The organism is Luteimonas campi, from assembly GCF_051162505.1.
Lineage (GTDB): Bacteria > Pseudomonadota > Gammaproteobacteria > Xanthomonadales > Xanthomonadaceae > Luteimonas.
On sequence record NZ_JBNWEM010000001.1, the window covers coordinates 333,162 to 357,162 of the forward strand.

19 protein-coding genes and 1 pseudogene are annotated in these 24,001 nt (G+C 63.8%); 5 read left to right on the forward strand and 15 right to left on the reverse strand.

Going from position 1 to position 24,001, the window contains the following annotated elements:
* The first annotated feature begins 96 nt into the window (after positions 1–96).
* Both ACQYVW_RS01585 and ACQYVW_RS01590 read left to right on the forward strand, forming a co-directional pair.
* Positions 97–483 carry a BlaI/MecI/CopY family transcriptional regulator gene (locus tag ACQYVW_RS01585; protein ID WP_434932433.1) on the forward strand — a complete coding sequence of 129 codons (387 nt, stop codon included), beginning with the start codon at positions 97–99 and terminating at the stop codon, positions 481–483.
* On the forward strand, positions 476–2,365 hold the full coding sequence (locus ACQYVW_RS01590; RefSeq protein ID WP_434945832.1) for a M56 family metallopeptidase: 1,890 nt from the start codon (positions 476–478) through the stop codon (positions 2,363–2,365). The genes ACQYVW_RS01585 and ACQYVW_RS01590 overlap by 8 nt, the downstream gene beginning before the upstream one ends.
* A 123-nt stretch (positions 2,366–2,488) precedes the next feature.
* Here ACQYVW_RS01590 and ACQYVW_RS01595 read toward each other — a convergent pair whose 3' ends face one another.
* The 10 genes from ACQYVW_RS01595 to ACQYVW_RS01645 form a co-directional block, all read right to left on the reverse strand.
* Complete coding sequence (locus ACQYVW_RS01595) at positions 2,489–3,133, reverse strand: hypothetical protein (RefSeq protein WP_434945833.1); 645 nt, start codon at positions 3,131–3,133, stop codon at positions 2,489–2,491.
* A gap of 256 nt (positions 3,134–3,389) precedes the next feature.
* Complete coding sequence (locus ACQYVW_RS01600) at positions 3,390–3,980, reverse strand: NADPH-dependent FMN reductase (RefSeq protein WP_434945834.1); 591 nt, start codon at positions 3,978–3,980, stop codon at positions 3,390–3,392.
* Between the two features lie 217 nt (positions 3,981–4,197).
* Complete coding sequence (locus ACQYVW_RS01605; RefSeq protein ID WP_434945835.1) at positions 4,198–4,689, reverse strand: hypothetical protein; 492 nt, start codon at positions 4,687–4,689, stop codon at positions 4,198–4,200.
* 233 nt (positions 4,690–4,922) lie between these two features.
* Entirely contained in the window at positions 4,923–5,759 is an 837-nt protein-coding gene (locus ACQYVW_RS01610; RefSeq protein ID WP_434945836.1) for an XAC0095 family protein, read from the reverse strand.
* Positions 5,760–6,184: 425 nt separating this feature from the next.
* The gene (locus ACQYVW_RS01615) at positions 6,185–7,450 is read right to left on the reverse strand and encodes a hypothetical protein (protein WP_434945837.1); all 1,266 of its coding nucleotides are present in this window, start codon (positions 7,448–7,450) and stop codon (positions 6,185–6,187) included.
* 14 nt (positions 7,451–7,464) lie between these two features.
* Positions 7,465–7,890 (reverse strand): hypothetical protein, encoded by a 426-nt coding sequence (locus ACQYVW_RS01620; protein WP_434945838.1) that lies wholly within the window; start codon positions 7,888–7,890, stop codon positions 7,465–7,467.
* A gap of 510 nt (positions 7,891–8,400) precedes the next feature.
* Positions 8,401–8,862: a GFA family protein gene (locus tag ACQYVW_RS01625; protein WP_434945839.1), complete on the reverse strand. Its 462-nt coding sequence runs from the start codon at positions 8,860–8,862 to the stop codon at positions 8,401–8,403.
* Positions 8,801–9,289, reverse strand: a complete 489-nt coding sequence (locus ACQYVW_RS01630) for a GFA family protein (RefSeq protein ID WP_434945840.1) — start codon at positions 9,287–9,289, stop codon at positions 8,801–8,803. Before ACQYVW_RS01630 ends, ACQYVW_RS01625 begins: the two co-directional genes overlap by 62 nt.
* A 507-nt stretch (positions 9,290–9,796) precedes the next feature.
* Positions 9,797–10,378 (reverse strand): NADPH-dependent FMN reductase, encoded by a 582-nt coding sequence (locus ACQYVW_RS01640; RefSeq protein WP_434932420.1) that lies wholly within the window; start codon positions 10,376–10,378, stop codon positions 9,797–9,799.
* Positions 10,379–10,401: 23 nt separating this feature from the next.
* Entirely contained in the window at positions 10,402–10,905 is a 504-nt protein-coding gene (locus ACQYVW_RS01645) for a nuclear transport factor 2 family protein (protein ID WP_434945841.1), read from the reverse strand.
* 32 nt (positions 10,906–10,937) lie between these two features.
* On the opposite strand from ACQYVW_RS01645, the gene ACQYVW_RS01650 reads away from it, so the two are divergent.
* Complete coding sequence (locus ACQYVW_RS01650) at positions 10,938–11,207, forward strand: LysR family transcriptional regulator (protein WP_434945842.1); 270 nt, start codon at positions 10,938–10,940, stop codon at positions 11,205–11,207.
* Between the two features lie 26 nt (positions 11,208–11,233).
* Here the strand turns inward: ACQYVW_RS01650 and ACQYVW_RS01655 are convergent.
* Positions 11,234–12,366, reverse strand: a protein-coding gene (locus tag ACQYVW_RS01655) for an IS3 family transposase (protein WP_434945843.1) whose coding sequence is annotated in 2 segments (ribosomal slippage) — positions 11,234–12,111 and positions 12,111–12,366 — 1,134 coding nt in all. Because the reading frame shifts where the segments join, the coding sequence is not laid out codon by codon here.
* A 65-nt stretch (positions 12,367–12,431) separates the two neighbouring features.
* Between ACQYVW_RS01655 and ACQYVW_RS01660 the strand changes: the two are divergent.
* Positions 12,432–13,160 (forward strand): annotated as a pseudogene (locus ACQYVW_RS01660) (IS4 family transposase); the annotation flags it as partial.
* 46 nt (positions 13,161–13,206) lie between these two features.
* Here the strand turns inward: ACQYVW_RS01660 and ACQYVW_RS01665 are convergent.
* From ACQYVW_RS01665 to ACQYVW_RS01680, 4 genes are all read right to left on the reverse strand, one after another.
* Positions 13,207–14,508 carry an SNIPE associated domain-containing protein gene (locus ACQYVW_RS01665; protein ID WP_434945844.1) on the reverse strand — a complete coding sequence of 434 codons (1,302 nt, stop codon included), beginning with the start codon at positions 14,506–14,508 and terminating at the stop codon, positions 13,207–13,209.
* Between the two features lie 294 nt (positions 14,509–14,802).
* Positions 14,803–17,358, reverse strand: coding sequence for an SIR2 family NAD-dependent protein deacylase (locus tag ACQYVW_RS01670; RefSeq protein WP_434945845.1), 2,556 nt, complete (start codon positions 17,356–17,358; stop codon positions 14,803–14,805).
* A gap of 21 nt (positions 17,359–17,379) precedes the next feature.
* Positions 17,380–21,132: a methylmalonyl-CoA mutase family protein gene (locus ACQYVW_RS01675; RefSeq protein WP_434945846.1), complete on the reverse strand. Its 3,753-nt coding sequence runs from the start codon at positions 21,130–21,132 to the stop codon at positions 17,380–17,382.
* A gap of 130 nt (positions 21,133–21,262) precedes the next feature.
* On the reverse strand, positions 21,263–22,012 hold the full coding sequence (locus ACQYVW_RS01680; protein ID WP_434945847.1) for an outer membrane beta-barrel protein: 750 nt from the start codon (positions 22,010–22,012) through the stop codon (positions 21,263–21,265).
* 282 nt (positions 22,013–22,294) lie between these two features.
* On the opposite strand from ACQYVW_RS01680, the gene ACQYVW_RS01685 reads away from it, so the two are divergent.
* On the forward strand, positions 22,295–23,851 hold the full coding sequence (locus ACQYVW_RS01685; protein WP_434945848.1) for a phospholipase D family protein: 1,557 nt from the start codon (positions 22,295–22,297) through the stop codon (positions 23,849–23,851).
* The last annotated feature ends 150 nt before the right edge of the window (positions 23,852–24,001 follow it).

Sequence of the window (24,001 nt, forward strand, 5' to 3'; positions counted from 1 at the left end):
TCGTCAGCCCGACTTCAGGACTAGATATTCTTGTCTAGACAAACTTGTCTAGACGCGCTAGCGTGCCGACATCGACAACCCAGAGACGCACTGCGCATGGCCAAGCCGCGCCTCCCCAAGCCCACCCCCGCCGAACTCGAACTGCTGCGGACGCTGTGGCAGCTCGGCCCCTCGTCCGTGCGCCAGGTGCACGAGGCGCAGCGCCGCGAGCGCCCCGACCTGGCCTACGCCAACGTGCTGCGACTGATGCAGGTGATGCACGGCAAGGGGCTGTTGAAGCGCGACGAAAGCCAGCGCTCGCACGTGTACGCGCCCGCGCAGAAGCAGGACTCGCTGCAGACACGGCTGCTGGACGAACTGATCCACAAGGCTTTCGGCGGTTCGGGCAAGGACCTGGTGCTGGCCGCGTTGCGGACCCGCGGTGTGAGCGATGCAGAACGCGAAGAGATCCGCCGCTTCCTGGAGGAGACCCGCGATGAATGAACTGCTCGCACAGCTGGTGCCGGCGCTGGCCGCCGCCCTGCTCCACTTCCTCTGGCAGGGCCTGCTGATCGGCCTGGTCGCGGCGGCGGCCCTGGCGCTGCTGGGCAATGCGCGGCCGCAAGCCCGCTACGCGGTCGCCTGCGGCGCACTGCTGGCCTGCGTGCTGTGGCCGGGCCTCACCCTGTTGCAGGCGGTCGTACAGGCGGACGCCGCCGCGCCTGTCGCCGCGCTGGCCTACGTGGCCGCCGATGCTTCCGGTATCGCGGATGTCTCCGTCCTGGGCGAGGCGCTGCACACCCCGCGGCTCCCGCCGCTGCCCTGGATCGTCGCGCTGTGGGCCGCGGGCGTGCTCGTGTGTTCACTGCGCATGGCCGGCGGCCTGCTGTGGGTGCGGCACCTGTGCGATCGCGCGCAGCTCGCGACCGGCGCGGAATGGCAGGCCTGCACGCAGCGCCTGGCCGCACGCATGGGCATCCGCCTCACGGTCGCGCTGCGCATCAGCGCGGAAGGCGACAGCCCGGTGACCGCCGGCTGGCGCCGGCCCGTCGTGCTGTTGCCGGTCGCGCTGCTCGCGCGCATGCCGGCGGAACTGGTCGAGGCACTGATCGCGCATGAGCTGGCCCACATCCGGCGCCACGACTACCTGGTCAACCTGCTGCAGGGCGCCGTGGAAACCCTGCTGTTCTACCACCCGGTGGTGTGGTGGCTGTCGCGCCGCATCCGCATCGAGCGCGAACTCGTGGCCGACGGCATCGCCGCGGCGGCGCTGGGCGAACCGCGCCGCCTGGCCATCGCCCTGTCCGAACTCGACCGCCACGCCGGCGTGCGGTCGCCCACCCCGCAAACGCGCTTTGCGCCGGCCGCGCACGGAGGTCACCTGATGTCACGCATTCGCCAGCTCGTCCGCCCCGAACGCCGCGCCGTCGGCAAGGCGGCGGCCCTGCCCCTGATCGGCCTGGCCGTGGCCGGCGCCGCGTTCTACGCCCAGGCCCGTCTCGCGGCTCCGCCAGTGACCGCGACGCCCACGCACGTCGCGGCACCGGCGCCCTCGCCAACCCTGCAGCCGGTTGCAGATGCTGCGTCTCGCGCGGCAATCCCCGCCTCGCCGGCGCCTGCCCAGTCCGCACACAGGATGACGGCCTCGGACGACGCGGCCTACGCGCTGGTGCGCAAGGGCCAGGACGGCTTCAGCCTGTCCGGCAGCAACCACGACATCGACGGGATCGAGATCGCGCGCAAGCACATCGACGGCGACTTCATCTGGTTCCGCCGCGACGGCAAGGCCTGGATTGTCAGCGACCCCAACACCGTGTCGCGCGCGCACCAGGCCTGGGCGGCAACCGATGCGCTGGGCGAAGAAATGGAGGGCCTGAGCCGGCGCATGGAACCGCACAGCGAACGCATGCAGGCACTGAGCAAGCGCATGGAAGCCGTGTCGGCCGACAACGCCTTCGAAACCCCGGAAGTGCGCGCGGCCAGCGAAGAGATGGAAGCCCTGGGCGCCAGGATGCGCGAACTGGGCGAACAGCAGGCCCGGCTGGCGCTGCAGTCGATGAATGCATCGGACGCGGAACGCGACCGCCTGCACCGCGAGCAGGAAACGTTGTCGCAGCAGCAGGAGTCGCTTTCGGTGGAGATGGAGCGCCATGCCGCCGTGATGGAAGCGGCCGGCAAGCGCATGGAGGCGCAGTACGCGCCGATGGAAGCGCTGGGCAAGGAGATGGAGGCAGCCGGCAAGCCGATGGAAGCCATCGGCAAGGACATGGAGACGCTGGGCGCAAAGATCGAGCGCGAGGCCGAGATCGCCGGCAGGCAGGTGCGCAAGCTGATCGACGAAGCCTATGCCGGCGGACAGGCACGGCCGGCGCCTGAGTGGCAATAAGCGCCCGTCGCCAGGCCCACATCGCCGCCGTAAGGGCGCCGCCCGAGGGCGGCTCTCTTCGCTACGCCACGCACTCTCGCTCAGGAAGCCGTCCCTGCCACCTTTCCGACCCGCGTCGGTTCCTCAGCCGGCGTGCAACCGGGATCGATAGTGCCGCAACACGGCGTTCGCGGCGGCATCGGCGCCTTCCGCCACCGGCACCCGCAACACGTATAACGTGCGCGTGGACTGGACGGTGGCGCTGGACGTTCGTGCCATCCCGGCCAGGCCAAGGGAAAACTCCAGCGCATCCGGCACCGCCTCGGCATGGCGCACGTTTTCCACCCGCCGGGTGCCGCTGGTCGGCAACGGGAAGTAGCCCTCGCCGATCAGCACGCCGCTGTCCGAAACCAGCACTTCGACGCCGGCCTCCGGGATCGACCCGGGTGGCCGGTAGTAATTGACGATCACGCTGCGCGCCGGAATGCGCGCCTCCGCCTCGCGGAACCGGCGGAACGCATCGGCCGACACGGTCCAGCGCCCCACCAGGCCTTCGCCCCGGCGCATCGCCCGCACGCGCCCCGCGTAGTGCAGGTAGAACAGGAACGCGATCGGCCCGAGCAAGGCCGGAAAGATGCCCAGCGCCAGCCAGGGTGCGCCATTCCCACCGTGGACGCGCAGGTCGATCACGCCCGCGGCGACCATCGCGATGCCGGCCAGGCCGAGCACGCCCGATACCGCGGCGTTGCGGGCTGGACGGATGCCGGGACTTCTGGATCGTTTCGCCATCGTCGCCCCTCGCTGGGAAGCGAGCAAACCAGGGGAGGTAGACACTTTCCTACGAGACGCAGGGCGGGTTCAGGCCAGTCTTACTCGGTTGCCACCCTGATTGAGGTTGAGTACGCGGAAAGAACCCTCACCCCTGGGATCGGATTCATTTCCCCTACCCTCCGCAGCTGGATCGAGGCTCTCATCGGTCGCAGCGTGGATGTTCGGGCGCGGCAGGCCCGCACCGGGTTCGGTACATGTACCCGGGCCGTTTTCTTCAGAACGGCGGCGCCTTCCGGGCCTTCTGCAGCCGTGCGGCCTCCACCCACCAGGCCAGGTCTTCGGCAAAGCGCACGAAGCTCCTCTCGAGCGACTTGCCGGCCTCGTCGATGGGCTGCCCCTGCGCATCCAGCGTCTTGCCGATGGGCCCAACGTTGACGGTGCTGGAGATCACCACCATGCCCATCTCCGACAGCGTGCCGTGCCAGGGGACGCTGCCGCGCGCACCTGCCAGGCGCCCGGCCGAATAGCTGACGATACCGGCGGGCCGCCAGAACCACTCCTCCAGGAAATGGTCGGTGAGGTTCTTCAGGCCCGGCTGCATGCCCCAGTTGTACTCGCCGGTGACGAACACGAAGCCATCGGCGCCGCGGATCTTGCCGGCGAGGGCCTCCATCGCCTCCGGGGCCTCGCCCGGCGGGTACTCCTTGTACATGCGGTCCAGCATCGGCAGGCCCACCGCCTTGGCGTCGATCAGCTCGGCAACGAAGCCGCGACCCTGCAGCATCCGCACGCAGTAGTCAGCCAGGCGGATGCCCATGCGGCTGGAGCGGTAGGAGCCGTAGAAGACGAGGATGCGTTCGGACATGTGGGACCCTGGTAGAGGTGAGAGCGTTCGGGCTGCTGGGGCATCAATGTAGGACGATGCCTCGCCGGACTCTACCAGTGACGCCTCGGGCCCTCGGCGCTTCACATCAGCTCCAAACATCGGAAAGCGCACCCTGCCCCTTCCCTCCCGACTGCAAAATGCACCTCCTGCCTTCTCCGCTCGGAGGGAACTTAATTTCCTCCGTCCCCTTTAGTTGTTATGGTCGTTGGCGGCAGAACTCACCAAGGGCCATGTCATACAGCTCGTCCGGGGATGAAATGGGCATTGGAGAGCTCAGCAGAATGTAGCCACGCGCCAGCAGAACGTCGCGCCTGTCCAGCGTGGCAGAACCCGGGCGGACACCGGATGCCGCCTCCATGAAGGACTCCGGCGTATAGCGGAACTCTTCCCTGGCCCGCCGTTTGCAGATGGTCATCGCATCCATCCCCACCAGCCGGCGTGCGCCGTCGGCGGCGCCGCGCACGGTGCGGGCAGCGAAATCTTCGTACGACACGCCGAACGCGAACAGGAACGACAGCGCGACCGCCGACCCGAAGAGGAAGCCGCGCAGGTTGTCCAGCATGAACTTGCGAAGGCGCGAGGGTTCAGCCTGCATCCGCCGCTTGAGCAACTGGAGAATTCCCTCAGGCGCCAGATAGATCAACACGAACGCGAACAGGATCTCCAGCAACGGCAGATAGAGCTTCATGCAGTCCCCCTTGGTATCGCGCCAGACTAACCCGGCGCCGGGCAGCAGCGCTCGCCTCCGCCGTCTTCGCCTCCAGGGTGCCGATTGCTCTGAGTTGCTGGCGGAGAGACGGTAGCGACTGCCGGCAAGGACGGGAACGGAGGGAATCAAGAGGGATTAATCACCTCCGTCCCCTTTTTGCTCCCACGTCGCGGTGCCGGGCTCGCCGCCCTGCCCGGCACCGCACCCTCCCGTCAGTGCAGCGTACCTGCCTGCGGGTGCCCGCCCACATCCGCCGGCTTCGGCAGGACCGACACAGCCGCGTCGAGCGCGGAGCGCCGCCCAACGGGTGAGCCATAGGAGGCGTGCGCCTCGCGCACGTGCCGCGCCTTCTGGCGGCCCGCGGGCAGTTGCTGCTCCGCCACCTTGTCCATCAGCTCGCTCGCGGCGCGGGCGTCTTCGGAGATCACGCCGCCCAGCACCGCCAGCGTGCCGTCGGCAAGGTCGGCACGCTCGGAACCGAAGACCAGGTCGCCGTGGGCATGGAGGCGGTCGTGCAGGCGGTTGAGCGCGTCCAGCTGATCCATAGTCATGGCTACGACGAAGTGCGCCCCGGCGGGCTCGGCGGGATCCGCGCCCTCCGCTTCGGCCGCCTCGCGGGCCTGGCCCGCCATGGCTGCGTCGCCCAGGGTGTCGTCCTCATCCTCGTCGTCGACCCCGTCCTGGGCCGCGACTGCCAGCCCCACGTCCTCTACGCCGCCGCCTGCCACCGCCTTGCACGTCTGGGCCGGCTCCACCGCCTCGCCCTCATCCCGTGCGTCGGGCTGGCTGCCCTTCACCTGCCGCTCGGCCGGCCACGTGACCTCGTCCAGCACCTGCTCCACCTGCTCGGCCAGAATCTCCATGCAGACGGCCAGCTCCATTCCGCTGATCTGAGGGCCCCGATTCCGCTCCTCTTCATCGTGCGTGCGTGGCTGCGCCAGCTGTCTCAGGAAATCCAAATAATCCTGCAGCTTCGCCAGCCGGAAGTGACTGTCCTCCGGCAGGAAGTAGCCGGTGGTATCCGTTTCGTCCAACGTGTACTTCGACATCGTCGCCTCCTCGTTCCATGAAGTGCCCGCCCACCGGGACGGCGGACGGGAAGTCGGGAGGTTCGAAACCGCGTACAGACGGCGGGCGTATTCCCCTCGCGGGTGTTGTATTAGCCGCCCTCCCGACGCAGGCATCGCGTCGGTTGCACCTGCAAAGCAAGCAGGCACAAAAAACCCACCGGTTTGTCGGAGGTGGGTACCGCTGTACGAGGAGTTTCGACGCTCCTTGAAGCGAGATTGCGACTGGAATCTGGGTTTGTCAAGCGGAATGGGTGTGGATCAAGGGCCCCTTCTGCTGGGTCGATACGCAAGAGAGCCCGGCATCAAGCCGAGCTTCTCGCGGACACTGAGGACGAGAATTGTTACCTCACTTAGTCTTTTCTTAAGTTCCCCAGGCACGGCTCAAAACAGGAGGAATCACCGAATTACTTGATCTTGTCCCTCTGCGCCTTGCACTGAGCACCGTCATCCTCGCCACTGGTGGAGATGTCGTCAGCGCTCAACTCAAGATGTGGCATGTCAGCATTCCTGGCCGCGGCCAGGAGATCCCGGACAGCCACACGGGCAGCTATTCGCTTGCCGACGTCGTTGGGGGCGCCAATGCATGCGGTCAGCTCGGAGTACGCCTTGGACAGGGCATTGTCATAGGTCTTAATCGTTGCCTCGTCCGCTGTCATTTCGGCCAATCCAGCTTCCTCGCCAATCGAAGGAATGAATTTCCTCTGTAGTTCCTCCGTGATCGGTTCGCTAGTATCACCAAACACCGCGCCTACGAACTGCAAGAACTTGGATGCACTGCGCGTCTCGGTCACCAGTGCCTGGAGCGTCATCGGCTTGATCTTGTCCGATGTCTCAATCTTGAACCAGTTACTCTCTATCGGGTTGCGTACGAGCAACGAGAACTCGTCCCTTGGAGGGCATGCGCCTGGCGTAAGCGTCTCAGCATGATCCGACACGAAGCATGTCTGGCCGTCTGGATACTTGAGCAACTCACCAGGTTTCATGGCTCCGAGCGTGATGACGGTCCCTCCCTTCGCGAGATCTACGCTCGTGCCTGCTTCGCTCAGTGCAAAGGCGAGCATCACGTGGCGCTTGCCCGAAGGTCGAAGGATGTTCGAGCTGATGGGCCGATCCAGAGTGGCCTCCAACGGATAGATGACATACGCCGTTCCACCTGTTGAAGGCTTCACCACGCCCTTGAAGTAGAAATCGGGCGTGGACGCGATGCTGAGACCCATCCTCCAGAAAGCTTGACGATAGGTCAGGTCATTCGAGGCAGGAAACGCCGACGAACTGTTCGCTTCGAAGTGCAGATCCTGCGTGGCTGCGCCTTCGAGTGGGGGAATATTCTTGTAGAACCAGCCGCGCGCAATCACGATGCATGGTCCGATGCCATCTGAGGTCCTGATCTCGATGTTTCTCTGCGCCAGCGCGGCTTGTGTCTCAGCATTTCCCGCCGACTTCAGTGCTTCACCAATCTTGGATACGCCTTGCGCGATGACTGAGGCGGCAAAGACAGCGCCAAGCCCGGTCTCTGCCTCGTCGTTCGATGGGCAAGGCCCCAGTGAGGCCTGGGTATCGTAGTAAACATTTCCGGCCAGGAGGTCGGGTGGAGCTTTGCTGCCGGCAGTCGTTGCGCAACCAGTACACAGTGAGATCAATGCAACGGTGATCAGCATCGAGAGTCTCATTAAAGGCTCCTTGGCTAGACAAGCACAGCACTGTTGAGGAACGCGAGTTCGCCTTCCTCTCGCGTCGGCAGGTACCTCATTGACTTTGAGAACAGTCCGACGTGGATTCCGACAAGCCTGCGGTTGAAGAAAACAGGACAACCGCTGTGCCCATGTGTGGTATGGGCGTTGTGGGCCACGAAAGGGGGGACATGCCTTCCGTCGCCTGCGTGTTCCACCAATTGACTCTTGTGGAAGCCGATAGCGTGATAGGCGTCCTCGCTCCCCAAGGCAGAGAAGTCGTCATCAAGCACGAGGTCGGGATCCGTCGGGATGCGAAACATGGCCAAATCGTCCGCGGAGCAGTCACGACGGTTTCCGTCGCCGTCGATATACCCAGCCGCCACCTTGATGTCTGATCCTTCGATCCAGTTGGAACTGCCGGCAAAGCGGACTTTCACGCTTTGGGCCCGGTGTACGACATGGGCGGCGGTTTGGATGAGGCCCGCCGTCGAGAGCCAACCCGTTCCAACGCTTGGTGGCTCACCTGACACGTTGGCTCGTATCAGGCATATACGGCTGTAGGGAGGTAATCGAAGTCGCTCATCCCCGACCCGCCGCCATTTGGCTCCATTGGTCGGGTAACCGTAGACGGTAGTCATCATGTCCCTGTCGCTCTGGAGCCATGTTCAACTCCGTGAACGAGATCCGCGGACGCCTGAGGCCATCAGTCAGTCCTGGCCTCACTAGAATGACTTTTGGACCAGTTCCAGGAAAAGGGGACGGAGGCAGTTAATCGGAACTGGCCCTCCCCTCTACAACGCTGGGAAACTGGAAATTAATTCCCTTCGTCCCGTTTAGGTCCTCCGTCCCGTTTAGGTCGCTAGTTCCTCTTTAGGTCCTTCAGCCCGGGGGCAGCCCCTCGTGCTCGGCCAGCGGTGCATGCAGTCGCGCCCACGCTGGCCGATGCGTCACGAACAGCGCGTCGGTCGGCGCGAACGCCTCCGGACTCGTCGGGGGCTGCCCGCATAGATCGTGACCATCTCCGGAGCGGACTCTGGCGTTCCGAACAGCATGCTGCCGCACTGTTCGCAGAAGTTGCGCACGGCCGCCTGGCCGCTGCCTCCGGACATGTGCCACTGCCTGACCGGCCCGGAACACGTGAACGAAGACCGCGGCACCCCCAGGACGGGCACGCCACCGCTCCCCGTGGCGCGCTGGCAATCGCGGCAATGGCAGACGATCGAGAACAGCGCTGGCCCCGGAGACCGGTACTGCACGGCACCGCACAGACAACGGCCGGCGATCATGGCGGCGGTGCACTCCTCTCCCCTGGCGCTCCCGCCAGCATATCGCCCCGCCGGGCTGCGGTCAGTCGTCCAGCAGGCCGTGGCGCCGGTGCCAGCCCTCCAGCGACTCTCCAGGCAGGCCATCCAGGTGTACGTCGGTGTCGCCGTCCGGCACTTTCACCCAGCCAGCCCTGGAGCCCAGCAGCATATGCACGCGCTCCGGCGGCACCGGCAGCGGCGTATCGATCGCTGAGGCATGCGGATGGATCAAGTCTGGCCACTCGGGATCGAACAGCCACAGTGCGCTGCCGCAGCCGGTGCAGAAGTGCCGCCGGCCGGAACTGGTGCGACAGGTCCCGTCATCCTCGCAGATCCTGGCCTGGTAGACGTCCAAGTGTTCGCGTCCATCCACCTCCAGCGTATCGGCGCGCGCCCCCAGGTTCACCGCGCTGCCGCCACCGCCAGCGGTCTTGCGGCAGATCGAGCAGTAGCAGTGCAGGAATGGCACCGGCGCATAGGCCTCGCAGCGGAATCGCACCTTGCCGCAGTGGCAGGATCCTTCGAGTCGCATGGCAGGCCTCGGACTTGCGATGGACGCCAGACCCTAACGGGACGGGCGCGAAGCGGATGTCGATGACTCGATATCCGACGGCCGGAGTGGCGGCTCACATGGCTTCTGCCTCGCTAGGCGCGAAAAGCCCCCTATCGCGCCAGCACGCCAACCGACCAGCCCGCGTGCACCCGACCCGATCTGGAACGCAGCCCCGGCCGGGCCTTCATCCCACGCGAAGCAGCTCGCCTGGCGGTGTTCGACTATATCGAAGCCTTCTACAATCGAGCCCGCACGCACTCGTCGCTGGATTATCAATCGCCCGCTCAGGACGAAGAGCGGCTTAACCGCCTGGGTATGTGCCCTAGGTCTACTGTCCGAAGAACCGGGATCACGCCAAACCGCTCCTTTTGGTCGCGACAGATCGACCTCGCTCCCAGGCCTTCGCTGTCGAAGTCATCGACCATATTGGACAACCGGAAGCCGCGACCGTCGGCCAACCAGAGAGCTCATAGCGGGCCTTCCAATTCAACGCTGCGCCTGTCTGGCCTCTTTCAATGCATGAGTCCACCATGCAAGTTCATTCATGGCCTCGTTTGCGCTTGCATTGAGAAAATCGATATCCATAAGTGCTTTCTCCTTCTTGCTAACAGCCAGGTAAGTCTCAACACCGATATGCACGCCGGCTCTAATGGGGGCCATCCCTAGCTCTATACAGATCAAACGCAACTGTTCTACCGCTCTGGCCGCCCCCAGCCCCCCGTATCCCAAGAACAAGGCAGGCTTTCTGCTGAATTCCGAGTAGCAATAGTCCATCGCGTTCTTTAATACGGCGGGAATGCTGTGGTTATACTCGGCCGTAACGAATATGTACCCATCGAACAGCCGGACCCGCTCCAGCCACCGTCGCACCTCAGCATTTGATGAGGATTGGCATGCAGGTGGCGCAGACTCATCGAACATCGGCAGCGAATGGTCTCGGAGATCTATCATCTCAAACGAAAGATCATTGCGTTGCCGGCCGATTTGATATGCCCATTCCGCTGGAATATGGCCGAATCTCTCTCGCCGCGTAGTACTTACGATGATACCGATGGATGGGACACTCATCTCCGACCTCTCTTCGGGGATTATTATTCGATGATCCGACTGTTATGGAGGGATCTTATTGACCAATCGCTATTTCCCTTCACGAGCACCATCGTTAGCAGGCCCCTCCTGTCGGAAGGAGGCGATGCATCTTCTGAAAATTCGCGCCAAACCCACTTGGCGTGAACCAATGCGATGGATTCACACAAAAAGGCTACTTTCTCGGTGGTCAATGAGTAGTTGACCATCTGAGTCCCGATAGCTGTAGGCGTCGCACGATGTAGGGCCACGTTCTCATCTCGAGTCCGCCCCCACCATCCGCGCCAAGAAATGAAGTCAGACTCCTTTTCAAAGAGCTGACCCCAGTCATCCCAGTTTCGCTCGCGCCAGGCTGTGACGTACCTGCGCATCAACTGCTCGATATTGTGTCGTTCGTGTTCCAAATCCGACCTCCGTTGAAGATGGGTTGACGCGAGCAGCAACCGTAGGCAGCCGCCGCCTCCATCCACTATAATCGCGGAAGGAAGTGTCGGAAACAACTGATTCATGGAAACTTCTTTTTCGTTTGTGGAAGATCGCGGTGCTTAATCTCAATGACGTACATATGTTTGTTCAGGTGGTTAAGTATGGAGGTATGACTGCGGCTTCCAAAGCGACGGCCATACCCACTTCCACGCTAAGCAAGCGCCTGAGCGCTCTCGAGGAATCGCTTGGTGTTCGCTTGGTTCAACGAACATCCCGAGCTTTCAAGGTGACCGATCTGGGCCTTGATTTCTACCGGCATGCAACTGCAATGCTCATAGAAGCGGAGTCGGCAGAGTGTGTTGTTCGGGGACACTTGACGCAGTGACCTGCCCCCACTGGCCGTACCAGTGATTACTGATAAAGCCCGGGGTTGAAGGTTACTGCGTTGTTGGCTTGCTGTGCTCGGTGGTTGGCAGCGAACTGGGCAGGCGGGATCCGCCCACAGCTGCTGTGGGGCCGGACCTCGTTGTAGTCGCGCCGCCAGTCCGCGATGACCTGTCGGGCTTGGGCCAGCGAGGTGAACCAGTGCTCGTTGAGGCACTCGTCGCGGAACTTGCCGTTGAAGCTCTCGATGTAGCCGTTCTGCATGGGCTTGCCCGGCTCGATCAGCAGGTGCTCGATGCCGTGGCGTTGCGTCCATGCGATGAAGGCCCGGCTGGTGAACTCCGGGCCGTTATCCGTGCGTACGGCCCGCGGGTAGCCCCGGAAGCAGGCGGCCTGGTCGAGGACCCGGACGACGTAGGCGCCGCTAATGCCATGGTCGACCGTGATGTCTACGCACTCGTGGGTGAAGTCATCGGCCACAGTCAGGCACTTGAGCCGCCGGGCGTTGGCCAAGGCGTCGCTGACGAAGTCCATGCTCCAAACGCCGTTGGGCGCCGTGGCGCTCGCCAGAGGCCGTCGCTCAAGCAGTGCTCGCTTGGCCTTCTTGCGCCGGCGCACAGCGAGGCTGGCCTCGCTGTAGAGCCGATAGACCTTCTTGTGGTTCACATCGGGGAACTCCGGGCGCAGCAGGTCGTGCAGGCGGCGATAGCCGAACCGGCGCCGCAACTGGGCCAGTTCGATGATCCGCGCTGAGAGCGCCTGCGTGGCGGGCGTTGGCTCGGGCGGGTGACGGAAGGCATCGCGGGACAGCCCCGCAAGGCGGCAGGCCCGGCGCTCGCTCAATACCGTCTGGTCGAGCATGCGACGGACTGCCTCGCGCTTGCGTTGCGGGGCTAGCGTTTTACCCCGAAGCCGATCTTCAGCGCCTCGATGTCCAGGTGGGCATCGGCCAGCAGCCGCTTGAGCCGGTTGTTCTCGGCTTCCAGCTCCTTCAGGCGCTTGGCGTCCTCGGCCTCCATCCCGCCGTACTTGGCCCGCCAGGCGTAAAAGCTGGCGGGACTGAAGCCGTGCTGGCGGCCCAGCTCCGAGACCGCCATGCCGGCCTCGGCCTGCTTGATGAATCCAATGATCTGTTCGGTGGTGAAGCGACTCTTGCGCATGTCCGTCCTCTCGGGTTGACGGACTTTACAGCTTCACGTGGTACGGCTCAGTGGGGGCAGGTCACTTCCGCACGCCATGGTTCCGGTCGGTCGAGGCACTGGGTTGGCATTGGCTGGGGCGCTTGCGTGGACGCACCCAGGTCAAGCCGATCGCGGAAGAAGATCGTGCAGACCAATGGGTCGACTCGCGGCAGCTGCATGTGTTGGCCAGCCGGACGCCACGGGAACTGCCGATGATGGAGAGCAACCGGAGTGATCCACTCCCCTGTCGCTTTGTGGTGTACGCCAAGTCCCGACAGGGCCGCAAACATCGCAACGAACGGTCTCCCGAGAAGGTCGCGCGCAGCTCTGCCAGCCGCAAGTCGGCCGCCCGTGAACGCGAGCCGTGGTTGATCGTCTGTTCTCCGACCCTGTCGGCGCTGAACGCCCGGCAGTTGGTCGGCCTGTACGCACGTCGGATGCAGATCGAACTATCGTTCCGGGACCTCAAATCCCACCGCTACGGACAAGGCTTCGAGGACAATCTGACGCGCAGCGGTGGACGCCTACAGATCCTTCTGCTGATCGGCACACTGGCATCGTTCGCCAGTTGGCTAGCGGGAATGGGTTGCGAGGCGACGGGAATCGCCCACTGGCTGCTGCCGATCAAGACCAAACGCAAGCTCTACTCAACCTTGCGTGTCGGCCGCGAAGCTCTGGTCAGGCACTGGCCTATGGAGCCAGTCTCCCAATGGCTGGATCGATTGCGATCACTCCCGCCTGCGGTGCTCCATCAAATGATCTCGCCAGCGTGAGAACGTGGGGATACCTTAGAACCTGACCCTCTTTATCCGGTCACAATCAGGACTCGGAGGCCAGCTTTTGGCTTTGCCGGAACTCGAGGGCGTCCGGAATGTCATGGAACGTCAAGAGGTCACCTGCCAACTCAGCCAGTAGCTCCTTGGCCTCCAAGGCCGTAGCGCGAAAGAACTCCCGCCGATGATTGACCAGGTTGACACGCTTGTTCGCCAAGCGACTGTGCATCGCGGACTCGATGCCGACGGCGTCCTTCGAGAAGAAGAGCGCATGCACGTCGAAGTTGAACGGCACCGACGCGTCGCTGAGTTCCCGGATTCGATCCATCGGGTCGAGCCGGCGGGTCATCCCCACCTTGATCAATGACTCTCCGAAAGATCCGATGTTCGAAATGACATAAACATACCCTGCGCGAATGTTGGCAGCGCGGTAGTCGACCTCGGAAATTGCACGCTCAACTTCCGCCACCTGCGTGCGAAGCCGCTCCGCTGCTTCCATGTCACCTTTCGAGACCAGCGCTTCCAGCGCGTTCAGATAGTGCTGGCGTTCCTTCTCCAACTTCGCACGTTCACGCTCGATCTCCTGCTGGACCTTACGCTCCTCGCGGAGCCGCTCACGCTCTTGGCGTTCAAGCTCCTTCTCCTCCGCCTTCTTCTGGATGAAGTCGGCCGTCAGCTGGAGCTCTTCGATGCGCAACCGAAGGTACTCAGGCGTGATATGGATGCTCATGGTCTTGCCGAGGCGCTGGATCGTCTTGGAGACCTTCTGCAACCGATCGATCGCCGCCGGAAGCGCGTAGGGCTTTAGCCCGCGAACTAGCACATCCGCCTCCGCATTGAAGGCGCGCAGCATCAGCTTGGAGTAGTCGCGGATCATCGTGCGACCTTGCGCTTCAGAGCCGTTGACCGTCCATCCCCTTGCGGCAGAGACCGCACGGCCATCAGCCATGTTCATCTCTTTGATTCTTTGCCGAAGCATGTCCAAGCGTGCCTTGTACGCCACCGCATCCTCGAGGGGGTGCGCGTACTCGTAGACACCAGACTCTTGCAACAACGCCCGCTCACGCGTCTCCACCACCTCCGAACGCAGCTCGGCGACATGTTCAAGCAGTTGGTCGCGCTCAGCACCGAGTTCGGCAAGCTGTGCTTTCCAGGCGGCGTTGGTGGCGTCAATCTCGTCCTTCAGGCGCGCAAGCACTCTCTCCCGTTCAAGCTGATCCAGGGCGCCGACCCGGGCTATAGTGGCGTACAGCTCGTCACGGTCTTTCGACACCGTGGCCAATTCAACAAGGATCTCTCGCGCAACGCGCCGGGCCCCGAAGAACGGGATCTTCCGGTTGGCATCCATATCGCCCCTCCCCATCTGCCTTGATACGTACGACCGAACTGCGCAGCGCCGTCGCCAAGAAGTGCACCGCACACGGTAATCCCGAAGCCTAATGCCTCCGGATCTTGTGGCTGCGACGACTTAATTACCTCCGTCCCCTTAAGTCAGACCCCTGTTTTACTCTGACCCCTGTTTTTGGTGGATCAGGAGCTGCTACGTTACATCGCGCACGCCTCCAAGCCGATCTAACAGACAGTGTCTGACCTGCTTCTTTCGAGTCCATCCCTCGCGTTGAATTACGCTTGTTCCGACAGCTCAATCAACACCGCGCTTACGAATCTTCTCGGCCTCTGCACGGAGCTTTTCGAAAAACTTTGTTTCGTATCTTTCAAGCGTCCGATTAGTCTCCAGGCGCTCAGATTGAGTAATGGGGTCAAGGGAAAGCTTTCTGCGGGACAGCTCCATTCCGGCATCCTCTGCTATCTCTCCAACTATCTCGCTCATACCCATGGTCAGTGCCGCGTCATGCTCTCTCAGCGCGAGCGCCACCAGGTAGCTCCGGATCCTAGCCGTATCGTCAGAGACGGGTGACATCCATAGCAGCGATGCGAGGCCTCGCGAAGCGGGCAAGCGGCCGACCATCAGTTCTACTAGCTGCGACAACCCCAAGTGAGTAAGCATACAGTTCGATATACTCGAATGCCCCTCGTACTCTAGAGCAAAACGAATGCCGCGATCTGCCGATACGAACATTGTCCGAACCCCATCATGAAGTTCTGCGTTGACGATCGCCAGCTGAGCTGCATCGTGCGAAATTACTATCGCGGATTTTTTACTCGCCTCCAGCTTTCCAGAATAGTATTTCTCAAGAGCATGGAGGAGCTCGGCCGCCCCCTTCTTTCTAGCCTGTCCATCCCGCAGAACTTCGAAACCGAGCTTCTCAAGATAGCGTCGTAAATCCACCTCGCTGTTGTAGGGCGCAGCAACGTGTAGAAACTCTTCGAAGCTGATTCCCAGATGCGTTTCCCGATAATTGAAGTACGCGCCCACGAACACATTCACGTTGCCTGATCCGTAAAGGCCAACGGAGCGCTCTTCCCATAGGGCGCCTTCGCCATTACTTGCACGCATGGCTTCGCGAGCAAGCTGCTTGTGACTAACAATCTCGTTCAGAAAGCCATCGTATATTCGAAGTGAAAGACTGACCACTGCGCTTCCCGCCGCACCCCTAAGCGCAGCAATGCTTTGATTGAAGACATCATAATGCGGATGCCCCGGCGTAATGGCCGGCATGATCACATTTGCATCGAAATAGATCCGTTCCGGCAACGTCCTCTTCAGAAAGCCCGCATCGTGCGGCGCTTCAAGTAGAAGCTCCAGGCCAAAGGCAGTCCGACCCAGGTCAGCAAGAAGTTCGGCCTCCTCGTCGTCAGGCCTCGTCAGTAAGCTCTTAACAGAGCGGACAATTCCGCTCAATTCCGAGTGCTTCATCCCGTGCGAATCTAGCTGGTCAGATATGCCGGCTACATCCACGTCTGCCGGCATCTTACGGGCAGCAAAAGCTGCCCCAAGCTCCCATCCCCGTACCAAGAGCAATTCGGAAAGAAGTTCTGTCACGAAGTGACGTGCCGAAACGCTATCCGTACCTCGATCGGTAACGAGAAATCTCTGTATGACTCCATCCGTGAGACGCGACATGGCCGCGTCATAGGTGTTGATGGCGCCGGTCTGCGAAAGATAGCGCACCGGATTGCAACTCGTATCAACCTTGCAAAGGCCGGCTCGAGCCAAGGAGGTAATAGATTGTGCGACCAGTGATCTCGCCGCATCCTCGTCGAGCACCAGGTCATCGCGTAGGCGGTGGAGAATTGACTCTTCATCGATCCCGGCCGCACCGGAGCTCTGGACAATCCCGGAGACTACCCCCTCCGCAACGGCCTGAATCAGAGGCTCACGCTGGCGCCCAAGGCGAGCGCGCGCGAATGCGGTCGCAAGATAGCGCTTCGCCACACGAAACGGCTCCTCACGCACATCGGCAACGGCTCGGCTGGAAGTGGAAGCCGACATTGCGTACTCGCTTATGCCGCGCCACAACTCGATATGATTGGCATCTGAGCTGTAAGTCACCCGCTTGATCGAGTGCGCCTCCAGCTCGGCAATGAATGAATTCGGCGCATCACTCGGCACGAGAGCCAAATGCTCCTGGCGATGCATGCTTTTCGTCACAGCCCGCACAGACCGTAGCACCGTCTCTATAGCCGGGTCCAAGAATGAGAACCCGAGAAAAAGCACCTGCCTTCGTGTCAGAATATGCTCTAGGAAGCGAGTGTACGAATAATTCTTTTCAATTTCGGACAGCGCTGCTGTCGTTAATCGCATAGATGCCGGCAACTCTACTCGCCCATGAATTCTTGCGATGTAGAAATTATCGTAGAACGCTGCCGCGTCCAAGGACGGGTCATCTATATTGACTTCGGTCGCGGATAATGCGTTGTACTTAGCTACGGCCGAGAACAGTGCACGATCGTAGTTTGTCGTCACAGCTGCGTGGAATGGCAGCTTTGCAAGCGCGCTAAGCGGGGCAGGGTTGAAAGTTTCTAATGGCCGCGCAAGCTCTCGAAGCTTTGTTGCTTCAGGCATTTGACGGCACATCATATAATATGTCGCAGCATCCCCGAGCGCGCCATCCTTAATGGCGCGGTCCATGTTGAACCGCGTGAACTCGTCGTACTCGAATACTGCAGCGGCAAGTGCACTCAGATAGTTTGGCCACGTGGGTAACCCAGCGGCTGCAGACACTCCTGCACCGGCGAAGAGGATGGGCAGTTTGGATGCGTTGAAAAATCTTTCGAGAGCTTCTTTAACCGCCACGCCATCCCCCTAGCAATCACGCTACATATTCCGCCGATACTCCCCCCCCACCTCATACAAGGCATGACTGATCTGCCCCAATGAGTGGGTCTTCACCGCTTCCACCAGCGCCGCGAACACGTTCCCCCGTCGCCGCGCCGTGTCCTGAAGATACGCCAGCCCGTGCCCGTCGTGCACCTCGCCGGCAACCGTTTCATCCTCAACCACATGCGCATGCGAGGTCTCGCCCTCCGGCGCCAGGCGGTTCCGGTTGCCCTGCCACCCCAGCACGTTAGCAATCTGCTGCCCCTTCTCCCCCTCCGTCGACCGGATCAGCTCGATCTCCGTCGCCACCTCGCCCGCATGCTCCTTGGGCAGGAAGGTGTTCACCCCCACCAGCGGCAGGCTGCCGTCGTGCTTCCTGTGCTCGTAGTACAGCGACTCTTCCTGGATCTTGCCTCGCTGGTACATGGTGTCCATGGCGCCCAGCACGCCGCCGCGCTCGCTGATGGCCTCGAACTCCTTGTAGACGGCCTCTTCCACCAGGTCGGTGAGGTAGTCCACCGCGAAGCTGCCCTGCCAGGGGTTCTCGATGAAGTTGAGGCCCAGCTCCTTGTTGATGATCATCTGGATGGCCACGGCGCGGCGCACGCTTTCTTCGGTCGGGGTGGTGATGGCCTCGTCGTAGGCGTTGGTGTGCAGGCTGTTGCAGTTGTCGAACAGGGCGTACAGCGCCTGCAGCGTGGTGCGGATGTCGTTGAACTGGATCTCCTGTGCGTGCAGGCTCCGGCCGCTGGTCTGGATGTGGTACTTCATCATCTGGCTGCGCTCATTGGCGCCGTAGCGCTCGCGCATGGCGCGCGCCCAGATGCGGCGGGCCACGCGGCCGATGACGGTGTACTCCGGGTCCATGCCGTTGGAGAAGAAGAACGACAGGTTGGGCGCGAAGTCGTCGATCTTCATGCCGCGCGCCAGGTAGTACTCGACGATGGTGAAGCCGTTGCTTAAGGTAAAAGCGAGCTGGCTGATCGGGTTCGCCCCGGCCTCGGCGATGTGGTAGCCGGAGATCGAGACCGAGTAGAAGTTGCGCACCTTGTGGTCGACGAAGTACTGCTGGATGTCGCCCATCATGCGCAGGGCGAACTCGGTGCTGAAGATGCAGGTGTTCTGGGCCTGGTCCTCTTTCAGGATGTCGGCCTGCACGGTGCCGCGCACGGTGGAAAGCGTCTCGGCCTTGATGCGGGCATAGGTCTCGGCGTCCACCAGCTGGTCGCCGGTCATGCCGAGCAAGGCCAGGCCGAGGCCGTCGTTGCCGGGCGGGAGTTCGCCGTGGTAGCGCGGGCGTTCGCGGCCTTCGAAGAAAGCGTCGATCCTCGATTGCGCCTCGGCCCAGCGGTCGGGATCGGCCTTGAGGTACTTCTCCACCTGCTGGTCGATGGCGCAGTTCATGAACATCGCCAGGATCATCGGCGCCGGGCCGTTGATGGTCATCGACACGCTGGTGGTGGGCGCGCACAGGTCGAAGCCGGAGTAGAGCTTCTTCATGTCGTCCAGCGTGGGGATGTTGACGCCGGAGTTGCCGATCTTGCCGTAGATGTCCGGACGCGGCGCAGGGTCCTCGCCGTAGAGGGTGACGCTGTCGAAGGCGGTGGACAGGCGCGCGGCCGGCTGGCCGAGGCTGAGGTAGTGGAAGCGGCGGTTGGTGCGCTCGGGCGTGCCCTCGCCGGCGAACATGCGGATGGGGTCTTCGCCGCTGCGACGGTAGGGGTAGACGCCGCCGGTGTAGGGGTAGCTGCCGGGCAGGTTCTCCTTGCCCAGGAAGGTGAGCAACTCGCCCCAGCTCTTGTAGGTGGGGGCGGCGATCTTGGGGATCTTCTGGTGGCTGAGCGATGTGCGGTAGTTCTCGACGCGGATGGTCTTGCCGCGGACCTGGTATTCGTTGACCTCGTCGGTGATGGACTTGAGCCGCTGCGGCCATTCGCGCAGGTTGCGCAGGTGGTCGCTGGAGAGGGCCTGGACGGCGTCGTTGTAGCGTTGGCGGAGGGTCAACAGGGATCGGTCGGGCGCTTGAGCCCCGCTTCCCCCGGCAGCGGGGTTGGGGTGAGTGTAGGCGCTGCCGGCGCCTGCGCGGGCGGCCGTACCCTCTCCCCCGGCCCCTCTCCCGGGGGGAGAGGGGAGCAAGTCCGCGCTGTCGTAGAGGTCCAGCGCCTTGGGCAGCTTCGGGTCTTCCAGTTCCTTGAGCGACTGCCAGAACGACTGGGCGCGGTCGGCGGCTTCGGCCTGCTTTTCGATCGAGGCGTTGATTGCCCTGCCCTGTTCGGCGATCTCGGCGAGATAACGCACGCGGTTGCCTGGGATCAGCACGGTGGCGCGCGGTTCCTTCAGCGAGGTATCGATCTGCGGGTTGAAGTCGCAGCGGGGGTTGGGGCTGTCTTGTGTGGGAGCGGCCTTGGTCGCGATGGCTGCTGCAGGGTCGTTCGCGGCCGAGGCCGCTCCCACAGGGGCTTGGGTCGCTTCCGAAGGCTCGCCGGTCGCGAACTTCTCGCGCAGCAGGCGGCAGAGATTCGCGAACATCCAGCTCACGCCGGGGTCGTTGAACTGGCTGGCGATGGTGGGATAGACCGGCACGTCCTCGTCGGCCAGCTGGAAGGCCACGCGGTTGCGCTTCCATTGCTTGCGCACATCGCGCAGGGCGTCCTCGGCGCCGCGCTTGTCGTACTTGTTGAGCACGATCAGCTCGGCGAAGTCGATCATGTCGATCTTCTCCAGCTGGCTGGCCGCGCCGTAGTCGCTGGTCATCACGTACATCGGGAAGTCGACCAGGTCGACGATCTCCGAATCGCTCTGGCCGATGCCGGCGGTTTCCACGATCACCAGGTCGTAGCCCAGGCCCTTGAGGAAGCCGATGCAGTCCTTGAGCACGGCATTGGTGGCCACGTTCTGGCGGCGGGTGGCCATCGAGCGCATGTAGACGCGGTGGGAGCGGAGCGAGTTCATGCGGATGCGGTCGCCCAGCAGGGCGCCGCCGGTGCGGCGCCGGGTCGGGTCGACGCTGATCACCGCCATGCGCATCTGCGGGAAGCTGGCGAGGAAGCGGTTGAGCAGTTCGTCGGTCACCGAAGACTTGCCCGCGCCTCCGGTGCCGGTGATGCCGATCACCGGCGTGGCGCCGGCGTGGCCCGCGGCGCCTGCCGCCCACTGCTTGCGCAGCATGGCCAGCTCGGCCTCGCCGTAGCTGCCGTCCTCGATCGCGGAGAGCACGCGGCCGATGGCGATCTCGTCCTCCAGCGCCGGGCGGGTGCTTGCCGGCTGGCGCGCCTGCACAGCCACGGCCTCGCGTGCCCTGGACACGCGCGCCACCACGTCCTCGATCATCTCCACCAGGCCCAGCTTCATGCCGTCGTTGGGGTGGTAGATGCGCTCGACGCCGTAGGCCTCGAGTTCGCGGATCTCCTCCGGCGTGATGGTGCCGCCGCCGCCGCCGACCACGCGGATATGGCCGGCGCCGCGCTCGCGCAGCATGTCGACCATGTACTTCATGTATTCCACGTGCCCGCCCTGGTAGCTGGACAGGGCGATGGCGTCGGCGTCTTCCTGCAACGCGGCGCGCACCACGTCTTCCACCGAGCGGTTGTGGCCCAGGTGGATCACCTCGGCGCCCTGGGCCTGGATCAGCCGGCGCATGATGTTGATCGCCGCGTCGTGGCCGTCGAACAGGCTGGCGGCGGTGACGAAGCGCAGCGGCGTGGAAGCCGCGGCGACGGTGGCGGTGGGGGAACTGGCCGGCTGGTTCATGGATCGGGCACCGAAAATCTCGTGAGCCCCCGATTCTAGATGGTTGCAGCGGAAACCGGAGTTTTCCGCTGCTCCTTTGCGGTCGGCCCGCGCCTTGCCGGGCCGTGTCCGGCCCGGCGGGTGCCAAGGTTCAGAAACGGTATTCCGCGCCGAACATCAGGGTGTCGGCACGGCTGGCGTCGTACACCAGCTCATCCTCCCGGTCGTCCCAGTACAGCTCGTTGAAGTACACGTAGCTGGTGAACACCAGGCTCAGGCTGAGATGGCGGCCGAGATCGGCCCCGAGGCCGACGCCGACATAACCGCCGTCCACGTCGAAGTCGTAGCTGCCGTTGTCGACGTCGCCGTCGGCGGCCCAGTAGCCGGTGCGCACCAGGCCGTAGACGGGGCTGTAGCGGCCGAAGTTGAAGCGGCCGGTGAAGCCGATGCTGGCGAAATCGACCGCGCCGTAATGCCAGTCCGTGCCGTACTCGTGGCGGGTGGTCGAGGACAGCTTGCCGGCGGCCGCCTCCACGCCCAGCAGGGCGACAGGGCCCGCCTGCCAGCGGTAGCCGGCGCTGAGCTGGCGCGCGGACTGGCTCACGCCGTCGTACACCCAGCCCTTGCCTGCGGAGACGCCGACGAAGGCGCCGCCGCGGCCTTCTTCGTAGGCCGGCGTGCGATACGACGATTCCTGCGCTGGCGCGGCCTGCCAGGCTTGCGGCGGCGCCGCGGCGTCGCCGGTCGGCGCCGCAGTCTCCGGTACGCGCTTGGCCGGGTCCTGCTGCCCCTGCTGCGGCTGCCACGGCTGTACCGGCTTGTTCTGGGCCTGCACGCCGCTGGCCAGGCACGCGCCCACGACGATGGCGGCGATTGCGCCGTGCGACTTCACTCGTTCCATGTTTTCCCCTGTTGGTGGATATCCATTCGCGCCGGTTGGCGCGTTTCCCGCGGTGGTGGATATCGGCCGTGCGGGCCGGATCTGCACCATGCGGCGGCGGATGGTGCCCGCCGCCCGTTCACGCGGCCGCGGAGACTGGGGGGCGGTGCCACCGGCGTCAAGGCGACGGGATCGGCGCGCTGCGCAGGCCAGGGCGACTACGACCACCGTTCAGGCTGGCCACCGGCAGGGCCATGGGCCGGGCCTACAATGCCCCCGGACTTGAACGGGGAATCCACTCGAATGCTGACGCGGGCCAAGCGCATCGCACTGTGGGGCCTGTTCTCGCTGACCCTGCTGGTGGGCAGCGGCGTGCTGCTGGCCGACCGGCTGATGCCGCCGGCCACCGGGGCGCCGGGGCACGCGCTGCCGGTGGTGCCGGGGCAGACCGCGCTCGACCAGGAACTCGAGCCCCTGCTGGCGCGCTACCCCGGCCAGACCGGGGCGATCCTGGTGCCCGACGGCCTGGATGCCTTCGCCTCCCGCGCGATGTCGGCGCGCCAAGCCGGGCGCAGCCTGGACCTGCAGTACTACATCTGGCACGACGACCTCACCGGCCACCTGCTGATGTACGAGGCCTGGAAGGCCGCCGAGCGCGGCGTACGGGTGCGCATGCTGCTGGACGACATCAACACCTCGGGCAAGGATGCCGCGCTGCTGGCGCTGGACTCGCACCAGAACATCGAGATCCGCGTGTACAACCCGTTCCGCAACCGCGACGGCGTGGGGCGCGTGATCGAGATGGTGCAGCGCATGTTCTCGATCACCTACCGCATGCACAACAAGGCCTGGATCGCCGACAACCAGGTGGCGATCGTGGGCGGGCGCAACGTGGGCATCGAGTACTTCGACGCGCACAACCAGACCAACTTCCGCGACCTGGACGTGCTGCTGTTCGGCCCGGCGGTGTCGCAGGCCAGCGCGATCTTCGACGACTTCTGGAACAGCGACGCGGTGGTGCCCATCGGCCAGCTCAACCGCAAGCCGCGGCAGAAGCTCGATGCGGTGCTGGCCGGCATCCAGGAAGAGGCCAACGGCCGCGTGGCGCGGCGCTACCTCGACCGCGTGGACCTCTCGCCCAACGTGCGCGCCTACATCGCCAAGGAACTCACGCCTTACTGGACCGACCGCATCCGCGTGCTCTCCGACCCGCCGCTGAAATGGAAAGAGAACCAGCCGGGCGAATACCTGGTGTCCGAGCTGTTCGAGGTGGTGCGCAACACCCGGCACAAGGCGCTGCTGGTCTCGCCCTACTTCGTGCCCGGCGACGAGGGCGTAGCGGCGCTGGCGGCACTGGTGCGCGAGCGCGAGGCGCACGTGGGGGTGGTGACCAATTCGCTCGCCGCCAACGACGTGGTGGCGGTGCACGGTGGCTACGCCAACTACCGCAAGGACCTGCTGCGCACCGGCGTGAAGCTGTACGAGATGCGGCCGCAGGCGAGTTCGGACTCGAGCCTGTTCGGCAGCAGCGGCGCCAGCCTGCACACCAAGGCCTTCGTGGTGGACGACCGCCATGGCTTCATCGGTTCGTTCAACATCGATCCGCGCTCGATCGACCTGAACACCGAGATGGGCGTGCTGTTCGAGGATGAACCGCTGGCGCTGGCGCTGCGCAACGAGTACCTGCGCCTGTCCGGCGCCGACCAGAGCTACTGGGTGTACCTGGACGACGACGAGCTGCGCTGGCTCGACCGCGCCGAGGAGCCGCCGGTGGTGCTCGACCACGAACCCGAATCGGGCTGGTGGCCGCGCGCGGTGGCCCGCGTGGTGGGCTGGCTGCCGGTGGAATCGCAGCTCTAGCTTGGCGAATCCGGCCGCTGCGGGCGCGAACGTCCGGGCCCGCGGCCGGCCTTCACGCCGGTCACGGGCATTTCCCGGGAGAGGGGCGTAGAATGCCGCGCCAATCCAGTACGGCCTGCCCGCGACGCGGGCTTTTTCACATCTACAAGC